At 60.2% G+C, this 14,289-nt stretch carries 13 protein-coding genes; 8 read left to right on the forward strand and 5 right to left on the reverse strand.

The genetic code is table 11. The annotated features are described in order from the left end of the window. Positions 1 to 2 precede the first annotated feature (2 nt). From CIW50_RS12885 to CIW50_RS12900, 4 genes are all read right to left on the reverse strand, one after another. A complete protein-coding gene (locus tag CIW50_RS12885; protein WP_502707483.1) occupies positions 3 to 1,133 on the reverse strand; it encodes an ABC transporter permease in 1,131 nt (376 codons plus the stop codon). Beyond that, positions 1,130 to 2,032, reverse strand: a complete 903-nt coding sequence (locus CIW50_RS12890; RefSeq protein ID WP_149532073.1) for an ABC transporter permease — start codon at positions 2,030 to 2,032, stop codon at positions 1,130 to 1,132. Before CIW50_RS12890 ends, CIW50_RS12885 begins: the two co-directional genes overlap by 4 nt. 13 nt (positions 2,033 to 2,045) lie before the next feature. Next, a complete protein-coding gene (locus CIW50_RS12895) occupies positions 2,046 to 2,876 on the reverse strand; it encodes an ABC transporter ATP-binding protein (RefSeq protein ID WP_149532074.1) in 831 nt (276 codons plus the stop codon). A 273-nt stretch (positions 2,877 to 3,149) separates the two neighbouring features. After that, entirely contained in the window at positions 3,150 to 3,950 is an 801-nt protein-coding gene (locus tag CIW50_RS12900) for a response regulator (protein ID WP_149531661.1), read from the reverse strand. 222 nt (positions 3,951 to 4,172) lie between these two features. On the opposite strand from CIW50_RS12900, the gene CIW50_RS12905 reads away from it, so the two are divergent. The 8 genes from CIW50_RS12905 (at position 4,173) to CIW50_RS12940 (ending at position 13,457) form a co-directional block, all read left to right on the forward strand. Beyond that, the gene (locus tag CIW50_RS12905; protein WP_068735402.1) at positions 4,173 to 4,370 is read left to right on the forward strand and encodes a NepR family anti-sigma factor; all 198 of its coding nucleotides are present in this window, start codon (positions 4,173 to 4,175) and stop codon (positions 4,368 to 4,370) included. Beyond that, positions 4,370 to 4,918, forward strand: coding sequence for a sigma-70 family RNA polymerase sigma factor (locus CIW50_RS12910; RefSeq protein ID WP_068735058.1), 549 nt, complete (start codon positions 4,370 to 4,372; stop codon positions 4,916 to 4,918). The genes CIW50_RS12905 and CIW50_RS12910 overlap by 1 nt, the downstream gene beginning before the upstream one ends. A 233-nt stretch (positions 4,919 to 5,151) precedes the next feature. Further along, on the forward strand, positions 5,152 to 6,375 hold the full coding sequence (locus CIW50_RS12915; protein WP_149531662.1) for an ABC transporter substrate-binding protein: 1,224 nt from the start codon (positions 5,152 to 5,154) through the stop codon (positions 6,373 to 6,375). 161 nt (positions 6,376 to 6,536) lie between these two features. Next, a complete protein-coding gene (locus CIW50_RS12920) occupies positions 6,537 to 7,769 on the forward strand; it encodes an ABC transporter substrate-binding protein (protein WP_149531663.1) in 1,233 nt (410 codons plus the stop codon). A gap of 155 nt (positions 7,770 to 7,924) precedes the next feature. After that, positions 7,925 to 9,157: an ABC transporter substrate-binding protein gene (locus CIW50_RS12925; protein WP_149531664.1), complete on the forward strand. Its 1,233-nt coding sequence runs from the start codon at positions 7,925 to 7,927 to the stop codon at positions 9,155 to 9,157. A gap of 175 nt (positions 9,158 to 9,332) precedes the next feature. Beyond that, positions 9,333 to 10,562 carry an ABC transporter substrate-binding protein gene (locus CIW50_RS12930; RefSeq protein WP_149531665.1) on the forward strand — a complete coding sequence of 410 codons (1,230 nt, stop codon included), beginning with the start codon at positions 9,333 to 9,335 and terminating at the stop codon, positions 10,560 to 10,562. Between the two features lie 181 nt (positions 10,563 to 10,743). After that, complete coding sequence (locus CIW50_RS12935; protein WP_149531666.1) at positions 10,744 to 11,985, forward strand: ABC transporter substrate-binding protein; 1,242 nt, start codon at positions 10,744 to 10,746, stop codon at positions 11,983 to 11,985. 191 nt (positions 11,986 to 12,176) lie between these two features. Continuing rightward, positions 12,177 to 13,457 carry a glycerate kinase type-2 family protein gene (locus CIW50_RS12940; protein ID WP_149531667.1) on the forward strand — a complete coding sequence of 427 codons (1,281 nt, stop codon included), beginning with the start codon at positions 12,177 to 12,179 and terminating at the stop codon, positions 13,455 to 13,457. Positions 13,458 to 13,611: 154 nt separating this feature from the next. Here CIW50_RS12940 and CIW50_RS12945 read toward each other — a convergent pair whose 3' ends face one another. Continuing rightward, positions 13,612 to 14,118: a MarR family winged helix-turn-helix transcriptional regulator gene (locus CIW50_RS12945; protein ID WP_149531668.1), complete on the reverse strand. Its 507-nt coding sequence runs from the start codon at positions 14,116 to 14,118 to the stop codon at positions 13,612 to 13,614. Positions 14,119 to 14,289 lie beyond the last annotated feature (171 nt).

Raw genomic sequence — 14,289 nt, forward strand, 5'->3', positions numbered from 1 at the left:
ACTTAGGCTCGCATGGATGGATGCCAAAACGTCATTGCGCGCTCGGCCAGCGCAACCAGCCCATAGAAAACCATTCCCGCGATCGCCGCGAGCGCGATCTCCGCCCACACCATATCCAGCGCCATGCGCCCGGCTTCCGTCGAAATCCGGAAGCCGATGCCTTGCGTCGGCGTGCCGAAGAACTCCGCAACGATGGCACCTATCAAGGCCAGTGTGGCATTGATCTTCAATGCGTTGAAGATGAAAGGTAGAGCAGCGGGGAGATACAACTTGATGAGAGTCTGGGCATAGCTTGCGCCATAGGAGCGCATCAGGTCACGTTCAATATCGCCGGCCGCCTGCAGGCCAGCCAGCGCATTCACCAGCATCGGGAAGAATGTCACCAGCGCCACCACGGCGGCCTTCGACGGCCAGTCGAAGCCGAACCACATCACCATGATGGGCGCGACGCCGACCAGCGGCAACGCCGAGAAGAAGTTGCCGAGCGGCAGCAGCCCCCGGCCAAGGAACTCGAAGCGATGCGCGAGGATGGCGACCAGCAGTCCTGCCGAGCAGCCGATGGCATAGCCGATCAGCACGCCGCGGATGAAGGTCTGCACGAAATCCGCGCCCAGCATCGGCAGCGACGCCATGAATTTCGCAGCGGCAGCACTCGGCGACGGCAACAGCGCCGGCGGCACGCCGGCGCCACGCACCACGACCTCCCAGAGATAGAACACCGCCGCGCCGAACAGCAGCGGAATCGCGAGATCGATGGCCTTGCGGAAGGCGCTGCTGCGTGGCTTCAGCCCGGCCAGCGCAACGACGCAGATCCATGACGCCAGCCAGACGCCAATGACCACCATCCAGAAGCCCGACGCGGCATCGCCGGCAATCAGGGGATCGCGGAGCAGCATCAGCGTCATCTCTGCCATGATGCCTGCGCCGATGAAGCCGATCACGATGGCCGAGAGACCGCGAAAGCCGGCGGCGAAACCGAATAACAATACGATCACGCCGGTCAGCAGGAACGTCAGTGGCCGCGCCATCAGCGCTGCGACAGGCGTGCCGGCCAGCGGCAGCGGCAGCATCAGCGTGATCAGCACGCACACCGCCGACATGATGAAGCCGAGGCGTATCTGGCGACGGTTCATGTCCGCGCTCCCATCCGCCGCCCCACCTTGCGTTCGACATAGCTGACGATCGCAATCAGGCCGGACGCCAGTACGGCGGCGGCAACCAGCGCCGACCAGATCTGGATGGTCTGGCCGTAATAGGAGCCGGCCAGCAGGCGCGCGCCAATGCCAGCTTCGGCGCCGGTCGGCAATTCGGCGACGATGGCGCCAATCAGCGAAATGGTGATGGCGACCTTGAGGCTGGCAAAGAGATACGGCACCGCCGATGGCCAGCGCAGTTTCGACAACACCTGCCTGGATGTCGCCGACCATGTCCGCATCAGATCCATCTGCATCGGATCCGGCGAGGTGAACCCCTTCACCATGCCTATCGTGATCGGGAAGAAACTCAGATAGGCCGAGATGATCGACTTCGGCAGCAAGCCCTGCAAGCCGATGGCGCCGAGCACCACGATGAAGATCGGCGCCAGCGCCAGGATGGGCACCATCTGCGAACAGATGATCCACGGCATCAGGCTGCGCTCCAGCACGCGACTGTGCACGATGGCCAGCGCCAGCACGATGCCGAGCAATGCGCCAAGTCCAAAGCCGAGCAATGTCGCGGACAGTGTCACCATGGCATGATAGACGAGGCTGCGCGGCGCCGTCGGCGGATAGCCGAACACGCTCTCGATGAAAGCACCGACCACCTGATGCGGCGCCGGCAGCAGCGGCCGCTCCGCGCTCATGGTGCCTTCCAGCAATTCCATCATCGTGTAAGGCGCTTCCTCGCGCTCGAAGCCGCCGCGCACAAGCGACAGGTTCATCAGCACGGCACCAATGTACCAAACGACGATCAGAACCGTGACAATGGTCACCACCGGCGCGCTACGCTTGACCAGCGGATGCGTGCACCATGCCGTACGCGCGACCGGCATCGTATCTACCGTACTACTCGTCATAGGAATGCCCGGCGCGCAGCCCTGTGCGCACGCGCTGCGCGATCGCCATGAATTCCGGTGTCTCGCGAATTTCCAGCGTACGGTCACGCGGGAAATTGCAGTCGATGATATCAGTAATACGGCCTGGCCGCGGCGACATCACCACGATCTTGGTGGAGAGAAACACCGCTTCCGGAATCGAATGCGTCACGAACAGCACGGTCTTGCGCGTCTTGGCCCAGAGCTGCAGCAGTTGCTCGTTGAGATGATCGCGCACGATCTCATCCAGCGCGCCGAACGGCTCGTCCATCAGCAGCAACTCGGGATCGAACGACAGCGCGCGCGCGATCGACACCCGCTGCTGCATGCCGCCCGAGAGTTGCCAGGGAAACTTGCGTTCGAAGCCCGTGAGGTTGACGAGGTCGAGATAACGCGCAGCACGTTGCTTCTGTTCGGTCGGCGAGAAACCCATCAGCTCCAGCGGCAGTTTGAGATTGGCTTCAATGCTGCGCCAGGGAAAAAGCGCCGGCGCCTGAAACACATAGCCGTAGTTGCGCCCGAGCCGCGCCTGCTCCGCGCTCATCCCGTTGACGGTGACGGCGCCTGAGCTTGGCTGCTGCAGATCGGCGATCACGCGTAGCAGCGTGGTCTTGCCGCAGCCGGAGGGACCGATGAAGGAGACGAACTCCCCGCCGCCGATTTGCAGATCGACATTGGATAGGGCTTCGACCTTGCCGTCCGTCGTATCGAAAGTGAGCGATACCTTGCTGACATCGACCGCGATGGGACGCGTCACGTTGGATTGATAAATGTGAGGTTCAGCGTCGGCAGTTGAGTTCATGCGCACCGGTTCGACCAGAAGGGTCACGCAGCCCCGCCACCCCGTCAGAACCTATGAGCCCTGCGGGACGTGGCAATTTGCCGCCTATCGAGAGATGATATCGGCATTGATCGCTGCTTCAACACAATAGTGCCGCCCCCTTCCCGCCGCTCGCCGATAGTTTGCGCAAGGACAGCGGACTTATTGGGCAGTTATCATTCACCGCGCCGCATCGCCCAAACAAAAACGGCCGGGCGTGGGCCCGGCCGCTGCAATCGCATCGATAGAATGAAATCAGGACGCCTTGGCCGTCTTGTTCTTCGAATTGCGCTGGAAGAACAGCGCCTGGCTGGCAACGGCCGAGACCATCGCGGGCTGGAACGGCTTCGAGATCAGGAAGGCCGGCTCCGGACGTTCGCCAGTCAGGAAGCGCTCCGGATAGGCGGTGATAAAGACCACCGGCACTTCGAAAATGCGCAACAGCTCATTGACCGCGTCGAGACCCGAGCTGCCATCGGCGAGCTGAATATCCGCGAGAATAAGCCCGGGCTTCTTGTTCTTGGCGAGCGCCACAGCATCCGCGTGAGTGCGTGCCACACCGATGACGTTATGACCGAGATTCTTCACGAGACTTTCGAGGTCCATCGCGATGAAGGTCTCGTCCTCAATGATGAGAACGTCCGTGGCGATCTCGGCGGCCATTTCTCGGCCGGCCGTGTCGGCCAGCGTACGCACTTCCGCCACATCAGCGTCGAGGACGAAGGCGACTTCCTCTTCCGAGAAGCCTTCGAGCGACAGCAGCAGGAATGCTTGCCGCGGCAGCGGGGTGATGTTGGAAATGCGCTTCTCGGACGCAGCCTGCAACGGCGCCACATCCGGATTGTCGTTCAGCGCGACCGAATTCCAAATCTGGGTAAAAAGGCGAAACAGGCCGGCACGGGGTCCATGCTGCTCGTCTAGAAGCGACTGGTCCTGCAGCAGCGCTTCCAGCATGGCGCCCACATAGGCGTCGCCCGAGGCTTGGTTACCCGTGAGGGCACGGGCATAGCGCCGCAACAGCGGTAAGTGTTCAGCTACGAGCTGTGATCGGGACATCCCCACTCCATCCTGTTCGAAGTCAAAGTCGAAGGGTACCCGAATACAACCCGGCTCCCTCGATATGCGTGATTACGCCCCAGCCGGACAAAAGTTCCATCTGATCGGAACTTTCGGCGGCTCTCTGCATTAGATCGCCAACAGACGCCGCAAAGGCTTCAAAAATCAAGAAAATTTCTCAAATTCCAGGGGGCGTATCTTCTGGGGAATGTGGAACGGGTCATGAAAGATGTGAAGCCAAAGGGCGGATTAAACGCCGAAATCCAGTCACGGATCGGGCATCAGTTGCGCGCCATGTACGACGATGTCGTGCGACAGGGCGTCCCGGATCGATTTGCGGAGCTGATCCGCAAGCTGGACGGGGCTGAGGCTCAAGCCCAGATCGCTGGCGATCCTGGCAAAAATGAAGGAGGGGAATAATGCCTCTCACAGACTCACTCCGCGACGACATTCTGGCGTCGGTGCCTAGTCTGCGCGCCTTCGCGATCTCGCTCTCCGGCAACGGCGACCGTGCCGATGACCTCGTCCAGGAAACGCTGTTGCGCGCCCTCGCCAATATCGACTCTTTCCAGGTCGGCTCGAATCTGCCTGCGTGGTTGTTCACCATTCTACGCAATCTGTTCCGCTCGGACTATCGCAAGCGGCGGCGCGAGGTTGAGGATGCCGATGGCAGCTATGCCAAGACTCTGAAGACCCAGCCGGCGCAGAACGCCCATCTGGAGTTCGAGGAGTTTCGCGCGGCGCTCGAAAAGCTTCCGCAGGATCAGCGCGAAGCCCTTATTCTGGTCGGCGCCTCCGGCTTCTCCTACGAAGACGCCGCCACGATCTGCGGCTGCGCCGTCGGTACCATCAAGAGCCGCGTGAACCGCGCGCGTTCGAAGCTCAGTGCCCTGCTTTATGTTGATGGCGCGGAAGACTTCGGTCCGGACGATACCGTCCGGGCAGTCATCGGCGGATCGGGCGGTTAGGTCGATCCGACAATTGACGCAAGACAAGCGGTCACTTCGGTGGCCGCTTTTTTTGTGCGAATTGGTATGACCGTGTCAGCAGCGCGCCGACTTCTTCCCGCAACCGGGCGAAGGAACCGCCACCATCTTTCCGCCACACAGAAAGTGCCCCTCGCGCTCACATCGCGGGGGATTTTTATTGATGCACATGCCATCAACGCCTCGCGACTGATGACTGCGAGGACCAATCCGGAATGCCCGCCTTTCGACCACGAACCATCTCGCTTGCCGCCGCATTGAGCCTCGCTTGCGCTGGCCATGCCTTCGCGCAAAAGCAATACGATCCCGGCGCATCCGACACCGAGATCAAGATCGGCAACATCATGCCCTATAGCGGGCCGGCTTCGGCCTATGGCATCGCGGGCATCATCGAGGCCGCCTATTTCCGCATGATCAACGATCAGGGCGGCATCAACGGCCGCAAGATCAACTTCATCAGCTATGATGACGCCTATAATCCGTCCAAAGCCGTAGAACAAGCGCGCAAGCTGGTGGAATCGGACGAGGTGCTGGTGATCTTCAATCCGCTGGGCACGCCGTCGAATGCAGCGATCCAGAAATATCTCAACATCAAAAAGGTGCCACAGCTGTTCGTCGCAGCCGGCGCGACCTATTTTGGCAACCACCGGGCTTTCCCATGGACCATGGCGTGGCAGCCGCCTTATGAGAGCGAAGGCCGCATCTATGCGAAATATCTGCTGACGGAAAAACCCAACGCGAAGATCGCTGTGCTCTATCAGAATGACGATCTCGGCAAGGACGTGCTGAAGGGTTTGAAGGACGGGCTCGGCGACAAGGCTGCGGCGATGCTGGTCGCCGCAGAGAGCTATGAGGTGACCGAGCCGATCGTCGACAGCCACATCATCAACCTGAAGGCCTCAGGCGCCGACACCTTCATCAGCGTTACCACGCCGAAGTCAGCGGTACAGAGTATCCGCAAGGTCTCTGAACTCGGCTGGAAGCCGCTCTACATCCAGGGCTATGCCAGCGCATCGATCAGTTCGGTGCTGAAACCTGCGGGACAGGAGATCTCGCAAGGTATCCTGTCGGCTTACTACGCCAAAGACGGCTCCGACCCGCAGTGGGACAATGACCCCGGCATGCAGCGCTTCTACGCGTTCCTCGCCAAATACGCACCCGACGCCCGCCGCAACGATATCTCCGTGGTCTATGGTTACGGTACCGCCCAGACCATGGTGCAGGTGCTGCAACAGGCCGGCGACAACCTGACTCGCGAAAACATCATGAAACAGGCGGCAAGCCTGAAGGATTTCGCGCCGGACACGATGCTGCCGGGCGTCAAGCTCAATACCTCCGCCACCGATTTTTATCCGATCGAACAGCTGCAGATGATGCGCTTCAAGGGTGACAAATGGGAGCTGTTCGGCCCGGTGATCTCGGGCGAGATCAGCCGCTGAATTATGCCGGCAGGCGGCATATCCATTGCCCAATAAAGCAGCCCTTCGCGGTGTTATCGCGAAGGGCTTTTTGTTGCCGCATACACGCGAACGGTGTTCAATCCGGCCGGAGCCGCAAAGGCCCGTAAAACAAGACGAATAAAAATCAGGGGAGTTCTGAAATGCCTTCGATTCCATCGCGTGCACTGGCTTTGTCGGTTGCCGCGGCCTTCAGCATCGCCGCCTCGGGCAGCGCGCTGGCCCAGAAGAGATATGATCCCGGCGCCACAGACACCGAAATCAAGATCGGCAACATCATGCCGTATAGCGGCCCTGCCTCGTCCTACGGACTGATCGGCAAGACCGAAGCCGCCTATTTCAACATGATCAACGATCAAGGCGGCATCAACGGCCGCAAGATCAACTTCATCAGCTATGACGACGGCTATTCGCCGCCCAAGGCGGTGGAGCAGGTGCGCAAGCTGGTGGAGTCCGACGAAGTCCTCGTCGTGTTCAACTCGCTAGGTACACCGTCAAACACGGCATTCCAGAAGTATCTCAACGCCAAGAAAGTACCGCAGCTCTTCGTTGCCACCGGCGCCAGCAAGTGGAACGATCCGAAGCACTTTCCCTGGACCATGGGCTGGCAGCCCAGCTATCAGGTCGAAGCACAGATCTATGCCAAATACCTGATGAAGGAGAAGCCCGACGCCAAGATCGCGGTGCTTTACCAGAACGACGACTTCGGCAAGGACTATCAGAAAGGGTTTCGTGAGGCGCTCGGCACCAAGGCCTCGATGATCGTCACCGAAGAGAGCTACGAGATCTCCGAACCGACGGTGGATTCCCACATCGTCAAGATCAAGTCGCTGAACCCGGACGTGGTGGTATCCTTCGTTACGCCGAAGATTGCCGCCCAGACGATCCGCAAGATCGGCGAACTTGGCTGGAAGCCGCTTCATCTGGTCAGCAATGTCAGCATCTCGGTCGGCGCGGTCCTGCAGCCGGCAGGCTTCGATAATGCCCAGGGCGTGTTGTCCGCCGATTATCGCAAGGATGGCCTTGACCCGCAGTGGAAGGACGATCCCGGCATGAAGAAGTGGGCGGCCTTCGTCGACAAATACATGCCCGGCTCCGATCGCTCCGACAACAGCCTGTTGTACGGCTACGGGGCGGCACAGACGCTGGTGAAGGTGCTGCAGATGTGCGGCGATGACCTCACCCGCGCCAATGTGATGAAACAGGCCGCAAGCCTGAAGGACTTCGTGCCCGACACGCTACTGCCCGGCATTACCCTCAATACCTCGGCCACAGACTACGCCCCGATCGCGCAATTGCGCATGATCCACTTCAAGGGCGACAAGTGGGAACTGTTCGGCGATGTGATCAGCGCCGATACACCTACGCCGGAATAGTGCCGCGGCATTTCGCATTGCACCACTGAAGCAACAGAGCTCCTGCGATTTAGTCGCAGGGGCCTTTTCTTGTGGTCGGCCTGTGAGGGGTATTCAATGCAGTCAGGAGTCGCAGAACTCCAAAAAAACTTGGGAAGAAACGATCACGGAGATCAATGATGCTCGCACGATCCATGCGGCTGGCTGCACTGCCCGCTGCCCTGGCCCTCTTGGCCGCCAGTGCAGCCGGCGCCCTCGCCCAGAAAAGATACGACACTGGCGCCACAGATACCGAAATCAAGATCGGCAACATGATTCCGTATAGCGGACCTGCCTCGGCCTATGGCGTGATCGGGAAGACGGAGACCGCCTATTTCAATATGATCAATGAGCAGGGCGGCATCAACGGACGCAAGATCAACTACATTTCCTATGACGACGCCTATTCGCCACCGAAAGCCGTCGAGCAAGTGCGCAAGTTGGTCGAGTCAGATGAAGTCCTTGCGGTGTTCAACCCGCTCGGCACGCCCTCCAATACGGCGATCCAGAAATATCTCAACGGCAAGAAGGTCCCGCAGCTGTTCGTCGCCACCGGCGCCACCAAGTGGAACGACGCGAAAAACTTCCCCTGGACCATAGGTTGGCAACCCAGCTACCAGAGCGAAGCTCAGATCTATGCCAAATGGCTGATGAAGGAGAAGCCCAACGCAAGGATCGGCGTTCTTTACCAGAACGATGATTTCGGCAAGGACTATCTCAAAGGCCTCAAGGATGGCTTGGGTGCGAAGGGTTCGATGATCATCATCGAGGACAGCTATGAGATCGCGGAGCCGACCATCGACACCCATATCGTCAAGCTGAAGTCCGCTAATCCCGACGTGCTGATCATCTTCGCCACGCCGAAGTTTGCCGCACAGACCATCAAGAAAACGGCCGAGCTCGGCTGGAAACCACTGCAGATCCTCGCCAATGTCAGCGTCTCCGTCGGCGCGGTGATGCAGCCCGCGGGATTCGACAATGCGCAGGGTGTATTGTCGGCCTCTTACACCAAGGACGGCACCGACGTTCAGTGGAAGGACGATCCGGGTATGAAGAAATGGGCGACGTTCCTCGACAAATACATGCCCGACGCCAACCGCTCCGACAGCAGCCTCGTTTACGGATACGGCGTGGCGCAGACGCTGGTGAAGGTGCTGCAGATGTGCGGCGACGACCTTACGCGCGCCAATCTGATGAAGCAGGCTGCGAGCCTGAAGGACTTTACGCCGGACACGCTGCTGCCCGGCATTACGATCAGCACCTCGGCCACCGATTTCGCGCCTATCTCGCAACTGCAGATGCAACGCTTCACCGGCAACAAGTGGGAGCGCTTCGGCGAGATCATCAGCGGGGACGTCGCGACACAATAGCTTTGCTGCGCCAACAGCTCTGCTGCATCAGCGAACACGAATATACCGCCCTCGCGAGCATGTCGCGGGGGCTTTTTCTTGCTGCGACCTTCACACGGGTGTTGAATATCCTCAGGAGCCGCAGAGCTCCGATTCAAAAAATGTAACACATCACAATTGATCAGGGAGATCAGAAATGCCCGCAATGCATCTGCGTCTGGCCGCGTTTCCGGCTATCTTGGGTTTACTTGCCGCCTCCGCAACCGGCGCGCTCGCGCAGAAAAAATATGATCCCGGCGCGACCGATACAGAAATCAAGATCGGCAATATCATGCCCTATAGTGGACCGGCCTCCGCTTACGGCGTCATCGGCAAGACCGAAGAGGCCTATTTCAAGAAGATCAACGCCGAAGGCGGCATCAACGGCCGCAAGATCAATTTCATCAGCTATGACGATGCCTATTCACCGCCGAAAACAGTGGAGCAGGCGCGCAAGCTGGTGGAGTCTGATGAGGTCCTGCTGGTCTTCAACCCGCTAGGCACGCCGCCGAATTCAGCGATCCACAAATACATGAACAGCAAGAAGGTGCCGCAACTGTTCGTCGCTACCGGCGCCACCAAGTGGAACGATCCGAAGGACTTCCCCTGGACCATGGGCTGGCAGCCTAGCTACCAGAGCGAAACCCAGATCTATGCGAAATATTTGTTGAAGGAGAAGCCGAACTCGAAGATCGCAGTGCTCTATCAGAACGACGATTACGGCAAGGACTATCTCAAAGGACTCAAGGACGGCCTCGGCGCCAAGGCAGCCTCGATGATCGTGATCGAGGACAGCTATGAAACTTCCGAGCCGACCATCGACAGCCATATCGTGAAGCTGAAGGCGACCAATGCCGACGTCTTCATCAACATCACCACGCCGAAATTCGCCGCGCAGGCGATCAAGAAAATCGCCGAGGTCGGCTGGAAACCGCTGCACTTCCTCAACAACGTGTCCGCTTCCGTCGGCAGCGTGATGAAGCCCGCCGGTTTCGAGAACGGCCAGGACATTGTCTCGGCCGCCTACGCCAAGGATGTGTCTGACCCGCAATGGAAGGACGACGAAGGCATGAAGACGTTTCTTGCATTCATGACCAAGGACTTCCCGGACGGCAACAAGCTCGACAACAATGTTATCGTCGGCTACGGCGCGGCACAGACGCTGGTGAAAGTACTGCAGATGTGCGGCGATAATCTTACCCGCGAAAACGTCATGAAGCAGGCCGCCAGCCTGAAGGACTATCGCACCGAGATCCTGCTGCCGGGCATCAAGATCAACACATCCGCCACGGATTTCGCGCCGATCAGCCAGCTGCAGCTGCAGCGTTTCAAGGGTGAGAAGTGGGAATTGTTCGGCGACATCATTAGCGCTGATGTCGGCGGCTAGCCACCCACATTCCACGAAACGGAAAATGCGTGAGGCCTGCGTCAGACGTGACGCAGGCCTCACTGCGTTTTTCGGCTCTTTCCATTTGAGCCACTGAGCAATCGCGGTATGATTATCTCGCAGGCGCACAAGGCCTGCAGAACAAGAAAATCATGCCTTGCACGCAAGGGAAGGAACTCAAATGTCTGCCACGACCGCGCGGCTGTTGTCGCTCTCGGCCGCCGCCATGTTGCTCGCCGCCTCCAACTCCACCGTTCTCGCCCAGAAGAAATATGACACCGGCGCCAGCGACACCGAAATCAAGCTCGGCAACATCGTGCCCTATAGCGGACCGGCCTCGGCCTATGGTGCCGTCGGCAAGGCGCAGGCCGGCTATTTCAAGATGATCAACGACAAAGGCGGCATCAACGGCCGCATGATCAACTACATCTCCTATGACGACGCCTATTCGCCACCGAAGGCTGTCGAGCAGACCCGCAAACTCGTTGAATCCGACGAAGTGCTGTTGATGTTCTCGGCATTGGGCACACCGTCCAACACCGCGATCCAGAAATATCTCAACGCCAAGAAGGTGCCGCAGCTCTTCCTGGCCACCGGCGCCACGAAGTGGGCCGATCCGAAGAATTTTCCGTGGACCATGGGCTGGCTGCCCAGCTACCAGAGCGAAGGCCGCATCTATGCCAAGTACCTGCTGAAGGAAAAGGCCGGTGCTAAGATTGGTGTGCTCTATCAGAACGACGACTTCGGCAAGGACTACCTGAAGGGCGTCAAGGACGGCCTCGGCGAGAAGGCTTCGTCCATCGTCATCGAGGAGAGCTATGAGCTCACCGAACCCACCGTGGACTCCCACATCGTCAAGATGAAGTCGCTCAATCCCGACGTAGTCGTCATTTTCGCGACGCCCAAGTTTGCCGCGCAGACCATCAAGAAGATTGCCGAGCTGGGCTGGAAGCCTACCATGATCGTGCCGGGAGTCAGCGTCTCGATCGGTCAGGTGCTGCGTCCCGCAGGCTTCGAGAACGCGCAGGGCTTGCTCTCCGCGCACTACTCCAAGGACGCCACCGACCCGCAGTGGAAGGACGATCCAGGCATCAAGGCCTATCGCGAATTCCTCGCCAAATACGTGCCGGACGGCAACCCGTCGGATTCGTCGCTGATGTCCGGCTACAATATCGCCGAGACTATGGCGATCTTGCTCAAGCAGTGCGGTGACGACCTCACCCGCGCCAACGTGATGAAGCAGGCGGCGAACCTGAAGGACGTCCAGCAGTCGACACTGCTGCCGGGCGTCAAGGTCAACACCTCGCCGACCGATTTCTCGCCGATCGAGCAGATGCAGCTGATGCGCTTCGAAGGCGAGAACTGGAAACTGTTCGGCGACGTGCTGACGGGTGAACTCGGCACGGGCGGCAGCGGCGGTTAAGCGATGCAATTTCTTCCCCTCTCCCCTTACGGGAGAGGGGAAGCCCCGGGGGTCCGTTGCTCTCCTCTCGACCCCGCTTCGCGTGTTCGATCCACCCTCCCCCACATAGCGCAGCTGCGCTGCGCCTAAGGGAGAGGGCAAGAAGGGCAGCCATCTTGCCGTCCCTGCCATAGAGCGGCATAACCCCGGGCATGACCGATAAACGCCCCCTGCTCCGCGCAATTTTCGATGCCGCAGTTGCTGCGGCCCATCCCGATGTCATCCTTGGCGCCCACCTGCCGGCGCCGCCGAAGGGCCGCATCATCTGCCTCGCCGCCGGCAAAGGCGCCGCGGCCATGGCCGCCGCCGCCGAGGCGCATTATCTCGATACACTGAAGCTCGATCCCGCGCGCCTGATCGGCATCGCTACCACACGCCATGGCCATGGCGTGCCCACCAGGCGCATCCGTGTAGTCGAGGCCGGCCATCCCGTGCCCGACGAAGCCGGGCTCAAAGGCGCTGACGACAGTCTCAAGCTCGCGGCAGAGGCCACTGCTGACGACCTCCTGCTGGTGCTGATTTCCGGCGGCGGCTCGGCCAACTGGACCGCGCCCGTAGCGGGCATCACCTTCCAGCAGAAGCAACAGCTCAACCGCGCGCTGCTGCGCTCCGGCGCCGTCATCGGCGAGATCAACACCGTGCGCAAGCACCTCTCGCGCATCAAAGGCGGCCGCCTCGCCCGCGCGGGCCAGAAGGCGGAGATCGTCACGCTGGCGATTTCCGATGTGCCACATGACGATCCTGCGGTGATCGCGTCAGGACCGACGGTTCCGGATATGACCACGCTGTCTGATGCCCGCGCTATCATTGCAAAATTCAATCTCGCCATCGACGATGCTGTCCGCGCCGCGCTCAGCGACGAGGCCAATGAAAGCGTCAAACCGAACGATCCGGCTTTCGCGCGCGCGCGTTTCGAGCTGATCGCACGCCCGCGGGAGTCACTCGATGCCGCGATCAAGGTAGCGAAGGATGCCGGCTACGAGATCATCGATCTCGGCGCCGATCTCGAAGGCGAAGCCCGCGATGTCGCCGCCGACCACGCGAAGCTCGCATTGAAAGCCAAAGCCGATGGCAAGAAGCTGGCGATCCTATCGGGTGGGGAGCTGACGGTCACGGTCGTTGGCACTGGCCGCGGCGGCCCGAACCAGGAATATGCGCTGGCGCTGGTCGAGGCGTTCAAGGACACGACGGGGATCGTTGCACTCGCAGGCGACACTGACGGCGCCGATGGCGGCGCCGGCAGCGCCAGCGATCCCGCCGGTGCAATCGTGGACGCGCGCACATTCGAGGCGATGCGTGCGCAGAAGCTGGATGCGAAGGCGACGCTGGCGAATAACGACGCAACGACGTTCTTCACGGCGACGGGCGATCTACTGCAGACCGGGCCGACGCTGACCAATGTGAACGATGTCAGGGTAATTCTGGTGGGTTGATCACAAGCTGTCATTCCGGGGCGCGAAGGCCACTTGGCGGTCGCGAACCTCAGCAACTCCACTTGGAGTGGCGGGGAATCCAGTAGTGCCATATCATACCGGGCTTCCGGGCTCGCGCTCTCGGCAATGCCGAGATCGCGCCCCGGAATGACAGCTAAAACTCCCGGGCGATCTTCGCCATCATCCCCAGCAGCGCCTTGTGATCCGCAGGACCCAGCACCTCGATCAAACGTGCTTCATGCCGCGTCGCAACCAGCTTCTTGGCGCGGGTCAGCGTGGCGCGGCCTTTGTCGGTGAGCATCAGCACATGGGAGCGGCGGTCGCTCGGTGAGCGCATCCGCGTCAGCAAGTCGCGGCTTTCCAGCGCGTCGAGCAGCGAGACGAAATTCGGACGGAGGATGCCGAGCGTGTTGGCGATCTCGGTCTGGTTGCGGCCGGGGTTTTTGTCCAGCAGCAGCAGCACCGAGAACTGCGCGGGTGTCAGCTGCAGCGGCGCCATGCAGCGCAGGAAGTCCTCAAACACCTTCAACTGCGCACGTTTCAGCGAATAGCCCAGCAGTTCGGAGAGTTCGCCGAGCTGCAGCGCACAGCCCTCCTCGTCGAACCCACCGGGCGCGACTTGCTTGGCTTGATACTGGGACGTCGTCTTTGAAACAGTCATCGCTCGCTTTCCGCGATCGCCGCGGCCTGAATGAAATAGCCAGTCGACATGCGACGGGCCTTGAGATTATGTTCAATAATCGTTATGAAGTATATCAAATAGACGGCGGGTTTCAACCGCCATTGTTGATTGTCCTGCGCCTGTGGTATCCGCGGCGCCAGACAGTGCGGG

The organism is Tardiphaga sp. P9-11 (genome assembly GCF_008329525.1).
Classification (GTDB): Bacteria; Pseudomonadota; Alphaproteobacteria; order Rhizobiales; family Xanthobacteraceae; genus Tardiphaga.

Bases quoted from the DNA above. Each gene is read 5' to 3' on its own strand.
- CIW50_RS12915 (WP_149531662.1), top strand. From the start codon at position 5,152: ATGCCCGCCTTTCGACCACGAACCATCTCGCTTGCCGCCGCATTGAGC.
- CIW50_RS12945 (WP_149531668.1), bottom strand. From the start codon at position 14,118: ATGACTGTTTCAAAGACGACGTCCCAGTATCAAGCCAAGCAAGTCGCG.
- CIW50_RS12890 (WP_149532073.1), bottom strand. From the start codon at position 2,032: ATGCCGGTCGCGCGTACGGCATGGTGCACGCATCCGCTGGTCAAGCGT.
- CIW50_RS12920 (WP_149531663.1), top strand. From the start codon at position 6,537: ATGCCTTCGATTCCATCGCGTGCACTGGCTTTGTCGGTTGCCGCGGCC.
- CIW50_RS12885 (WP_502707483.1), bottom strand. From the start codon at position 1,133: ATGAACCGTCGCCAGATACGCCTCGGCTTCATCATGTCGGCGGTGTGC.
- CIW50_RS12935 (WP_149531666.1), top strand. From the start codon at position 10,744: ATGTCTGCCACGACCGCGCGGCTGTTGTCGCTCTCGGCCGCCGCCATG.
- CIW50_RS12930 (WP_149531665.1), top strand. From the start codon at position 9,333: ATGCCCGCAATGCATCTGCGTCTGGCCGCGTTTCCGGCTATCTTGGGT.
- CIW50_RS12940 (WP_149531667.1), top strand. From the start codon at position 12,177: ATGACCGATAAACGCCCCCTGCTCCGCGCAATTTTCGATGCCGCAGTT.
- CIW50_RS12925 (WP_149531664.1), top strand. From the start codon at position 7,925: ATGATGCTCGCACGATCCATGCGGCTGGCTGCACTGCCCGCTGCCCTG.
- CIW50_RS12910 (WP_068735058.1), top strand. From the start codon at position 4,370: ATGCCTCTCACAGACTCACTCCGCGACGACATTCTGGCGTCGGTGCCT.
- CIW50_RS12895 (WP_149532074.1), bottom strand. From the start codon at position 2,876: ATGAACTCAACTGCCGACGCTGAACCTCACATTTATCAATCCAACGTG.
- CIW50_RS12900 (WP_149531661.1), bottom strand. From the start codon at position 3,950: ATGTCCCGATCACAGCTCGTAGCTGAACACTTACCGCTGTTGCGGCGC.
- CIW50_RS12905 (WP_068735402.1), top strand. From the start codon at position 4,173: ATGAAAGATGTGAAGCCAAAGGGCGGATTAAACGCCGAAATCCAGTCA.